We start from the raw sequence: 10,504 nt of genomic DNA, 5'->3' as shown, positions 1-10,504 counted from the left end.
TTTCAGCACCGCAGATAAATGGATTAACACGCTATACGAAGGGCTGAAACTGTAATTGAACATTACCTTAGCTCCATGAAGAAACACAAGCTTCAGTGTTTCTTCATGGAATATAAACTAGAGCTAGGCAGTTATCGACCATCCTCTGCACGTCTGGCTTTAAAATCTGAGTCTTGGATCCATCTAGGCCAATCCTGCTCATTGGCGAGTCGCGATAAGATATCACCAATCAGCTGCAGATCTTGCTTCACCCCTCCAAGGGACCAGCTGCTATCGTAATCGTCACTGTCTTTATGATATTTATGCGCGATATAATCGGGATCCGTATCGCCTAAACTCATAAACAGCAAGCCAGGCACGCCTTGCTGAGCCAGTGCAAAGTGATCCGAGCGATACATCAAACCATTTTGCGGACGCGGATCGGCTTTAACATGGCGTTTCAGCGCTATGCTGGCCTCTTTTAAGTAGTTTTCTAGTTCAGATACACCTTGGCCATAACCTAAGATGTAATCCACGCCATCGTTGACATTCATGCCATCGATATTGAGGAAGGCGACGATATCTTTGGTGGGCACCGGCGGATTTTGGGCAAAATGTTGGGCACCGATCAGCCCGGTTTCTTCGGCGGTGAAGCTGGTAAATAAAATATCTCGTTTAAAAGGCGTTTTATCAGCCTTTGCCTTAAAGGCCTTGGCTAAGGCGAGTACTCCGGCGACGCCAGAGGCATTATCGACAGCGCCATTAAATATCTGCTTTTTTCCTTGTGCGTCTAGCTTAGTACCCAGATGATCCCAGTGGGCATGCATGACAAGCGTCTCATCTCCCTTATTGCTGCCGGGCAATTTGGCAACAACATTATAAGACTCGGCCATCACTAAGGTATTTTTCAACAGCAAATTTGCCTGCATCTTGAGATCGACGGCTTTGAAACCTGGCTTACTGGCCGCGAGCTTCAAGGTTTCATAATTGAGATCCGCCTTAGCAAATATTTGTTTAGCTACGTCATGCTGCACCCAGCCCATGACCCCGACCTGACCCAGATTCTTGTTATCGTCAATGAGGGTAAACTTACTGCCGGTATTCGAATTTTGCACCACTCCCCAACCATAGGCTGCCGGAGCGGTTTCATGAACGATAAATACGCCAGCGGCGCCTTGTCTGGCGGCCTCTTCATACTTGTAGGTCCAGCGGCCGTAATAGGTCATGGCATTGCCTTTAAACAAGTCGTCATCTTGAGTCGCAAAACCTGGATCATTGACTAGAACTATGACAGTTTTGCCTTTCACATCTATATCTTGATAATCATCCCAAGCATACTCGGGAGCATTAATGCCATAGCCCACAAACACCAGCTCACTATTCTTGAGTTCAACTTGGTCGACGATTCTCTGGGTTCTGGCGGTAAACTGATCGCCTTGACTAAACGTCATTCCCTCTATGCTGAGTGTCATATCCACATCGGCGCTAATCTCTGCCAAGGGAACAGCTTGCAAATAACGGCCCTTATAACCCGGCTCCAAGCCTATCTTCTTAAATGAGTTAACCAGATAATCTAAGGTTAAGGCCTCTCCTGCAGACAAGGGCGCCCTGCCGCCAAACTTGTCGCTGGCCAACACCCGAACATCTTGTCGATACTGCGCTGCATCAAACGCGAACTCATCTTGCTGTGAAATGGCCGGAAACGCTAGCAACGACGAACAACATATGCTCGCTAGAATGTAATTTTTCACCCATAGTCCTTTTATATTTTTGTTTTAAAAAATCGGTATCATAGATAAGGCAGTGTAGGATATCGCCCCAGTCAGGACAATAGCTCAGGGCACAAATGATTAACTGAACCAAGATAGTTGATGGGGCAATTCGACGCGATTAGGGCATGAGTAGGGGGGCTGATGACATCCCCCCCTGTACTGAGCGGGTAAGCTCAGTCGGCAAGTTGAGCTAGAAAATTTAAGCCGTAAATTGAACTGGGTAATTATGCTATCTGCCTAAAGTGCCATAACAACCAGTACATGGGGCGCAAATCTTTGCCGCCGATATCTTTAAACAGTCTCAAACCCGGATAAATCCACTGCCAGGAAGCGAGCCACTGTTTTGCATCTAGCCAGATAGCGTCGCCACCCGCATCTCGATATGCTTGGATAGCCGGGGTTATCATCTCGTGATCCGCTCCCATATATCGATACAGGCTATGAATATACACCAGTAGATCCCGTCTCTGCTGATAGGCGATATCTTTACTGTTCTGACTGGCTTCAAAATCGATGAAATGTACCTGACCTTCACTCCAGCTGATATCTCTCAAGGCCGGTCGACCGTGAGCCAGCCCTAACTTATGTAAATTGGCCAAAGCGGTCGCACTGGCATTCAAGATCTGCTGTTTCTCATCCTGACTCAAGGTCTTATCACTGAGCCAGGAACTGATCGTCGGGCCGACATCTGCAATAACAAAGTGATCTGAGGATGAACACATAAGTCGAGGAACTTGCGCACCTTTACTGGCGAGCATGGTTAATGTCTCAACTTCAACCTGCAATGCCTTAGCAGGACTCTGCTTGAGAAATCGCATTGCCCCCGTCAATTTCTCCGCTTGTTTAAGCCAATAGAATTGACCCTGATGCTCGAACTTGAACACTCGGGTCCCTTGGTTAGCATTCAATATTTTTCCAACGACAGCTTCGAAAGTTTGTTCAGGCACACGCTAACTCCAAAAAAAGTGACAGACGATTATGAAGATCTGGGTTAATTAAAGCAATGTGAATAAGTGAAATGAGCTGTAAACGATATATTGAGTACATCTTGTATGGGACAAGACATAAAAACGCTCCATATAGGAGCGTTAATATTGCCTAGGCAAGGGCTTATGAGGTTTAAGCCTCATCCTGCCAAGGCTCAGCCTTGTTTTCAAGCAGTACAGGGATGCCATCGTTAATGGCATAGGCCAGACGGTCTGCCTTGCAGATCAATTCTTGCTTTGCTTTATCGTAATCCAGCTTTCCTTTACAGATCGGACAAGCAACAATTTCTAATAATTTTCTATCAAACGCCATCTGATTTTCCTTGTTTCTTTTTCATGGCTCCATGAACCTTGTCCATGAGTTCCGCTTCAAATCTTATGGGTAGCTTGGCATCAACCGCAAGATACCACCAGTTATCTTTTGCAAAATCGCGACACTTAACTGCATCTTTCTCTGTCATCAATATCGGGTGTTCGCCCGCCACCTGCATCAGGATATCGAGAGTGAACTGCTGATGGTCCTCAAAAGCATGTGTCTTAATGACGCTATGCCCTTGTTCATCTAGAGTATTGAAGAAGCGTTGCGGGTTACCTATTCCAGCGACGGCCACCACGGGGGTAGGCGCATAAATATGCTTGGAAGATGGCGATACGGGAAAGATACCCTGAGGCAAGAGTTCCATCTGAAACTCATCACCCCGTGCTTGGCCGTTGACTAAGATGAAGTCAACAGACTGAGCGCGCCAACATCCTTCTCGCAGAGGACCCGAAGGTAATAGCATGCCATTACCCAATCGGCGCTCACCATCGAGAATAACTAGTTCTATGTCACGCCCGAGTCGATAATGTTGCAAGCCGTCATCGCTGATGATCACATCGACCTGGGTATTGGTAAGCAACTGTTCCGCCGCCATCACTCTGTCGGCCCCGATAACCATGGGCACTCCCGTTCTGGCGACTATCATGGCAGGTTCATCGCCGACTTCCGCCGCTGGCATCTGTGGCTCGACTGTTTTTACACCTTCGAACTTAACCCCGTAGCCGCGACTGATCACGCCTGGCTTTAGGCCATGTTTGCGGAGCAAGTCGATAAGATAAATGACTGTGGGCGTCTTACCACTGCCTCCCACTGTGATATTACCGACAATGATAACTGGCACAGGGAGGCTATGACTCTGTTTCAGACCCGACTTAAACAGGGATCGCCTGATAAGACTCACCAGCCAAAACACTAAGGTCAATGGCAATAACAAATACTTAAGCAGCCTAAAGACCGGATGAGCATCCTTGTCCGGATACCAAAGTTTATTGACAAATGCTTGCATGACTTAACTGCTAAACTGCATTTTATACAAGTTAGCGTATACGCCACCTTGAGCTAGCAAGGACTGATGATCGCCGCGCTCTACAATCACACCTTGATCTATCACTAAGATCTGATCCGCAGATTCGATCGTCGACAATCTGTGAGCAATCACTATCGAGGTGCGGTTATGTCGCAAGTTATCCAGTCCCAATTGAATGGCTTTCTCTGACTCGGTATCCAGGGCCGATGTTGCCTCATCGAGTATGAGTACCGGCGAATTACGCAAGATAGCCCGAGCGATGGCGATTCTTTGCCTCTGACCACCGGAGAGCAAGACACCATTCTCACCCACTTGAGTATCTAGCCCTTCGGGCAGTAACTCGATAAACTCCATGGCGTGTGCCAGCGTTGCCGCCTCAATGATCTGCTCTTGGGTCACTTCACCTGGGTATGCATAGGCGATGTTATTGCCTATGGTATCGTTAAACAGGGTCACCTGCTGCGAAACAAGGGCAACTTGGCAGCGAAGATTCTTGAGCCCAAAGTCATCTATATTGACACCATCAAGCTCGATACTTCCCTCTTCGAGGCCAGTATAGAAACGGGTGATCAGACTCGCTATCGTCGACTTGCCCGAGCCGGAACGCCCGACTAAGGCTATGGTCTGGCCCTGCTTGACTGAAAAATCGATTTTATTCAATGCAAGCTTGTCTTGATTCGGATAGCGAAAACTCACCTGATTAAAGCTAAGCTCACCTTTGACACGTTCGACTTTATAGGTACCAGTATCGACTTCGGGTTTAGTGTCTAACAGTTCAAATACTGTGGTACAGGCGGCAATACCGCGCTGAAACTCGGCATTGACACGAGTCAGGCTCTTGATTGGCTGTAGCATGGCCAGCATGGCACCGAGAATAGTAGCGAATGTTCCCGCCGTTAGCTCCTCTTGCATGCCCTCGAAGCTCGCGGCATACAAGACGAAGGCCAGAGCGAATGAGCCTATCACCATAACCAGAGGTTGGCTGATGGATTGCGCCATAGCCAGTTTCATATTTTGATACCGATTTTGTTCATTAACCACGGCGAAACGCTCAGACTCGGCTTCCTGGCCGCCAAATGCCAGCACATTTTTATGACCTTTGATCATCTGCTCAGTTGCTGCGGTCACACCGCCCATCGCGGCTTGTATTCGCTTAGAGACCTTACGAAAACGTTTACTGACGATAGATATGATCAAGCCTATGATAGGCCCAATGACAAAAATGCACAGAGATAGCTTCCAAGAATAAAAGAACATGATAGCGAGCATGCCGACCACAGTGATGCTGTCTCTGACTATGCTGATCAGCGCGCTACCTGTAGCACGCGCTATCTGCTCGGTATCATAGGTGACACGGGAGATGAGATTACCTGAATTTTCCCTATCGATGTAACTCACAGGAAGGGTGAGGTAATGCTCGAACACTTCTTGGCGCAAATCCATGATCAGGTGTGCACTCATGAAAGAGATACAATAAGTAGAGAGAAAATTAGCCAAACCACGCAGGCTAAAAAGCACAATGACGACGATAGGCGCCATCATCAGCACATTACTCGATGCGCCAAAGCCATCACTTGTGCCAAGATCAATATTGGTGACAGCCGATGATGAAGTCACCTGACCGACTTGACCGCCGAAGCCGCCATCGATAAAGGGCTTAATCACGGCGATAAAAGTGGCATCGACTGCGGCATACATGCACAAGCCAAGAACGGCGAAGCCAAACACGACTTTCAATGGCTTGATATAGCCCATTAGGCGCTTAAATACGGTCCAGACTTCTTGATTTGAAGAGTTTGTCATTAACGAGTCTATTCATAATTCAAAAAAGGCATTCTACTCTGTATTGTTAATCTCACCAAACCTAAACAAGCTGTTGTACCAAAAAGGCGCCAGATCGCCGCGGTAAGTGCTGACACTAGGTTCACCATGGTGAAAAATCACACTAATCTGCCCCTCATTCCCGGTCACTAACACCCTGGCGCCCGTTGACAGATAACGTTCTACAACCTCTTTCTTAGGGAAGCCATAACGATTATTAAACCCAGCAGGAAACAGAACCAGTTGCGGGGAGACTCGATTGATAAACGCAACAGTGGAAGAGGTACGGCTACCGTGATGAGGAACCACTAAGACGTCGCTCGGCAAAGTTTGCTGGCTGCTCAACAGCAAGGCTTCTGCCTCTTTCTCGATATCACCGGATAACATCAATTGATGGTTACCATCGCTCACTCTTAACACGCAAGAGCCATTATTCCCTTCTTCTGGGACCATAGGCGCCAATATCTCTAGCCTAAGTCCTTGCCATAGTAGAGACTTGGGTCTGCAATTGAGCTGCGAATACTCAGGCATATCGGTAATGACTCGGGCATGGGGAAAACTCTCCAGCAATAGCTTGGCACCGCCAGCATGATCGTTATCACTATGGCTAAGTACCAGATAATCGACGGAATCGAGTCCTCTAAATCTCAGAAATGGGAGAATAACCCTCTCGGCATAACTGAAATTAGTGCCATAGGCAGCACCTGTGTCATATATCAGCGCCTTACCTGATTTTTCAATAACGGCGCTAAGCCCCTGCCCCACATCCAGTAGATGAAGCCGCCACTCATTCTGGGGTGGCGCGACTAGCCCAAACAGCACGCTGAGCACCAGGGGTATGCACAAGCTTATTGATACCAGTCGCCATCTGTGCTGTGAACCCCGAAACATCAGCAGGCCTAACATAAAAAAAATCAGGCAAGCTAAGGTCTGACCCGAAACGCTTATCCATGCACCAGGCAAAGATTCAATCAAGCCAAACCCCAGACTCATGGGCACTAGGCTCAGGTCGACTAAGGTAAATATTTGCGTCAACTCGATGATAAAAACCTGCCCACCAGCCCATACCAAGAAGCATAAAAATGAAACTGGGATGACCACTAGGCTAAACCAAGGTACCAAGACAAGGTTGAACAGCAAGCCATAGGCGGAAATCCCCCCGAAGAGCAGTGCCTGGATCAGGCCTAAGCCCAAGCTTAAACGCCACTGTACAGACCAGAACATGGCAAATTTATTTTTCACATTCAGCAGGGGGCCAATGTCAGCCTCCTGCGCCGATTCACGCCTTGTCCATTGAGATAACGTGAGGAAAATAATCCCCAGCGCTGAAAACGACAACCAGAAACCGGCACTCATGCAAGCCAAAGGGTCGAAGAGCAAAATAAAAAACAGGGCATAAAGCAGACGTTCCCAAGGTGAGGAGAAACGCTTCATCAGCCCCATGGTAAGCAAGAGGAGTAACATGATGAGGGCACGTTGCGTCGGCAGAGAAAACCCCGCGAGGTAAGCATAAAATATGGCGGCGACGGCCGAGAACAAGCCCGCTATCAATATGTTTTTCCGACTCTGGCTAGGCTTAAAGCGTGTCAGTAAAAACAGAGAGAGAAACAATACCCAGGTGGTGACGACACAAAGGTGCAGCCCAGAGATGGCGATCAGATGCCCAGAGCCAGATACTCTTAATGAGCGCCAACGTTCGCTATTGATTAGACTCTTATCCCCGAGCAAGAGCGCTAACATCAGGTCCCCATGAGCAAAATGTGCCAGCTCAGGTTTCAATTTCTTGACTATTTTGCTGCGGAGGGACCAGGCCTCTCCGATCTTAATGCCTGATTTCACACTCCCTTTCATCACTATGTGTCGACTCAGAAAACTGCGTTGCTGATTGTAGCCCCCCTGGTTTAATACGCTAGTGATGGGTTTGGGCTTTACCACTAACTCCCATTGCTCACCCATCGCCAATTTAGGGGCTTGCTTCCAACTCAGTCTGAGTACTTTAGATAAATAAATTGCACTTTTAACATTCGATTGACGAATATCCATGCTAAGCCAGTCGCCGTTTGAACCAACTAGTGCTATGATTTCGCCCCTCACGATGATGTTTTGTACTGAGTTCGGTGGTTCATCAACCCATAAGAGTTGAACAAAAAGTGAAACCCACCCGACCGCGAGTAGTACTCCGGCAATAACAGGAGTTCGTTTCAGCACAATAAGACCCACCACAACTGAGGCTATATATACAGGTGTTGACGGTAACACCGGCCACAAGAGACTGGATAAAATGCTTATGCTGAAGCCAAAAATGAATCGATTCATACTGAATAAGTTAAGACAGTAATTGCAATCTATGCCAAAAAAATTCATCGAAAAGTTTATGCCTAAACCCGAAACGCTGCGGAATCACAAACACTTGCAGATGTTCGGTAAGCTGTTACATAAAGAGAATCTATGGGCACTCAATCGTCGCTCGGCCCCTGCAGCCTTTGCCATCGGCCTCTTTGTCGCTTGGCTCCCCATGCCATTTCAGATGGTACTGGCGGCGGCGCTCGCCATTGTTTTCAATTGTAATTTACCCATAGCTGTCGCAGTTGTGTGGATAACGAATCCCGTTACCATGCCCTTCATGTTTTATGCGGCCTATATGTTGGGAGCCAAGATACTCGGCCACCCGCCCCAAGAATTTGCATTCGAGGCGACCTGGCGATGGGTGGAAGCTTCCGTGTTCACCATAGGCCCGCCCTTCATGTTGGGCTGCCTGGTATTAGGCACAGCGTTTGCCTTGGTTGGATACTTTTTAATCAAGACGCTATGGAGATATTCCATCTTGCTCAAATGGAAGAGCAGAAAAAGTGTGAAGTGATCACCATCGCTCAGGTGCAGATAAAGCTATGATCTGTCATCATTTAATTTAGCGAAAGCGGCGTCACATAGAGACAAGGGAATGACAAATTTCGCCTTATCTCTATCGCAACCTTGATCTTACAGCCTTGCTGACAGGACTTACTTATTTATTTACCACCCAGCCAATGCCATCGCTGGCTGAGTCTTACTCGCCTTCCAGGCGGGGTATATCGTCGCCAGCAGGCTCATGATAAAGGCGAGCAGCAACACAGTAAACACATCTGACAAGATCAGCTGCGAAGGCAGAAAATCGATAAAATAGACATCGCCGGACAGGAGTTTTATGCCTAAGACATTTTCGATACCTTTGGCTATGCTGCTCAGGTTATCTGCGATTATGACGCCACACACCCCGCCCAAAACACACCCCAGCACACCGTTAAGGGCACCCTGAACGATAAATATCATCATAATAGAGGCCCGCTTCATGCCCATGGTCAATAATATTGCTATTTCAGACTGCTTGTCGCGAACCGCCATCACCAGAGTAGACACTATATTGAAACAGGCCACGGCGATAACTAGGGCAAGCACCAGATACATGACGACCCTGACTAACTGAATATCCTGATAAAGGTTACCTTGCGTCCGTGTCCAATCGCTGAGGTAGAGATATAGGTCTTGGCTATAGCCAAGCTCTCTGATCAATCTGGGTGCTTCAAATACCTGTTCAACCTTAATTCTGACACCCGATACCCTCTGGCCCATGCCTAAAATCGAAGCTGCATACTTCATGGGAATATAGGCGGTGCTAAGATCCAGCTCACCTCCGAGTTCAAACACCCCAGCCACCACGAAGCGATGACTCTTAGCCGAGGCAATCCTTTGATTTTCTCGGTTCTGATGCGAGACATCTGGCATATAGAGACTCAAGGAATCCCCGGCACTCAAGCCCAGACTGTCGGCCAAGCCCTTACCAAGCACGATATTATTTTCATCACCCTTGGCTAATTTCGACCAGGTTTCCTTAGACATAAAGTCAGAGATAACAGATACCTTCTGTTCTTTCTCTGTGTCTATACCTAAGACGCTAAGACCTTGAAATCCACCGGGTTTCTGCACCAGACCCTGGAGTCGAATGAAGGGGGCCGAGGCCAATATGCCTGGTATCTTCTCGGCATCTGCGGCAATATTCTGCCAATGAGCAATGGGCTCATTCACGCCAGTAAGCTCGCCATGGGCCACCACGCCGAGTAATCGGTTCTCTAACTCTCGCTCGAAACCATTCATCGCCGATAACACTACGATTAATACGGCAACACCTAGGGCTATCCCAGCGGTGGAGGCAAAGGAGATAAAGCTGATAAAGCTATTAGATTGACGAGCGCGATAGAAGCGCCACCCCACCCAAATTGATAATAAACGACTCATGCAGCCTCACTTACGAGGTGATCTGATTGACGAACAAGATAGCAGCGCCACCCCACACAAATTTTTGATAATAAACGACTCATGAAGCCTCACTTGCTAGCTCATTTAAGTCTAAAACGCGCAAGTTGCCATCTTCCATGTGTAACTGTCTGTCCATTCTGGAGGCGAGCTTACTATCATGGGTCACCACGACGAATGCCGTGCCTAACTGAGTCGCCAATTCTTGAATAAGCTCGTAGACCGCCTCGCCGCTGGCGGCATCCAGATTACCCGTAGGCTCATCGGCTAACACGAGTTTGGGCTTATTGATCAAGGCTCTGGCAATGGC

Annotated in this window: 8 protein-coding genes and 1 pseudogene; 1 reads left to right on the top strand and 8 read right to left on the bottom strand. The window is 47.9% G+C overall.

Annotated elements, in window-relative coordinates; translation table 11 throughout:
• Window positions 1-131: 131 nt before the first annotated feature.
• From HRU42_RS18985 to HRU42_RS18960, 6 genes are all read right to left on the bottom strand, one after another.
• Window positions 132-1,730 carry a M28 family metallopeptidase gene (locus tag HRU42_RS18985; protein WP_295033419.1) on the bottom strand — a complete coding sequence of 533 codons (1,599 nt, stop codon included), beginning with the start codon at window positions 1,728-1,730 and terminating at the stop codon, window positions 132-134.
• A 245-nt stretch (window positions 1,731-1,975) separates the two neighbouring features.
• Window positions 1,976-2,698: a lipopolysaccharide kinase InaA family protein gene (locus HRU42_RS18980; protein WP_295033417.1), complete on the bottom strand. Its 723-nt coding sequence runs from the start codon at window positions 2,696-2,698 to the stop codon at window positions 1,976-1,978.
• Between the two features lie 172 nt (window positions 2,699-2,870).
• Window positions 2,871-3,050, bottom strand: a complete 180-nt coding sequence (locus HRU42_RS18975; RefSeq protein WP_295033415.1) for a Trm112 family protein — start codon at window positions 3,048-3,050, stop codon at window positions 2,871-2,873.
• Entirely contained in the window at window positions 3,040-4,062 is a 1,023-nt protein-coding gene (gene lpxK / locus HRU42_RS18970) for a tetraacyldisaccharide 4'-kinase (protein WP_295033413.1), read from the bottom strand. The genes HRU42_RS18975 and lpxK overlap by 11 nt, the downstream gene beginning before the upstream one ends.
• Window positions 4,063-4,065: 3 nt before the next feature.
• Entirely contained in the window at window positions 4,066-5,886 is a 1,821-nt protein-coding gene (gene msbA / locus HRU42_RS18965) for a lipid A export permease/ATP-binding protein MsbA (protein WP_295033411.1), read from the bottom strand.
• A 33-nt stretch (window positions 5,887-5,919) separates the two neighbouring features.
• Entirely contained in the window at window positions 5,920-8,220 is a 2,301-nt protein-coding gene (locus HRU42_RS18960; RefSeq protein ID WP_295033409.1) for a DNA internalization-related competence protein ComEC/Rec2, read from the bottom strand.
• 31 nt (window positions 8,221-8,251) lie between these two features.
• Between HRU42_RS18960 and HRU42_RS18955 the strand changes: the two genes are divergently transcribed.
• Complete coding sequence (locus HRU42_RS18955; protein ID WP_295033407.1) at window positions 8,252-8,764, top strand: DUF2062 domain-containing protein; 513 nt, start codon at window positions 8,252-8,254, stop codon at window positions 8,762-8,764.
• A gap of 152 nt (window positions 8,765-8,916) precedes the next feature.
• Here the strand turns inward: HRU42_RS18955 and lolE are convergent, their stop codons facing one another.
• Together lolE and HRU42_RS18945 are read right to left on the bottom strand one after the other, a co-directional pair.
• On the bottom strand, window positions 8,917-10,176 hold the full coding sequence (gene lolE, locus HRU42_RS18950; protein WP_295033406.1) for a lipoprotein-releasing ABC transporter permease subunit LolE: 1,260 nt from the start codon (window positions 10,174-10,176) through the stop codon (window positions 8,917-8,919).
• A 79-nt stretch (window positions 10,177-10,255) separates the two neighbouring features.
• A pseudogene (locus HRU42_RS18945) lies at window positions 10,256-10,504 on the bottom strand (lipoprotein-releasing system ATP-binding protein LolD); the annotation flags it as partial.

The sequence above is a fragment of the Shewanella sp. genome (genome assembly GCF_013214165.1).
Lineage (GTDB): Bacteria > Pseudomonadota > Gammaproteobacteria > Enterobacterales > Shewanellaceae > Shewanella.
Note: the sequence above shows the minus strand (reverse complement) of the source record. Positions and strands in the feature narration are given on the sequence as shown.

What these genes read in the sequence shown, in the direction of transcription:
- lolE (WP_295033406.1), bottom strand. Translation starts at nt 10,176, where the DNA reads ATGAGTCGTTTATTATCAATTTGGGTGGGGTGGCGCTTCTATCGCGCT.
- msbA (WP_295033411.1), bottom strand. Translation starts at nt 5,886, where the DNA reads ATGACAAACTCTTCAAATCAAGAAGTCTGGACCGTATTTAAGCGCCTA.
- lpxK (WP_295033413.1), bottom strand. Translation starts at nt 4,062, where the DNA reads ATGCAAGCATTTGTCAATAAACTTTGGTATCCGGACAAGGATGCTCAT.
- HRU42_RS18960 (WP_295033409.1), bottom strand. Translation starts at nt 8,220, where the DNA reads ATGAATCGATTCATTTTTGGCTTCAGCATAAGCATTTTATCCAGTCTC.
- HRU42_RS18975 (WP_295033415.1), bottom strand. Translation starts at nt 3,050, where the DNA reads ATGGCGTTTGATAGAAAATTATTAGAAATTGTTGCTTGTCCGATCTGT.
- HRU42_RS18955 (WP_295033407.1), top strand. Translation starts at nt 8,252, where the DNA reads ATGCCAAAAAAATTCATCGAAAAGTTTATGCCTAAACCCGAAACGCTG.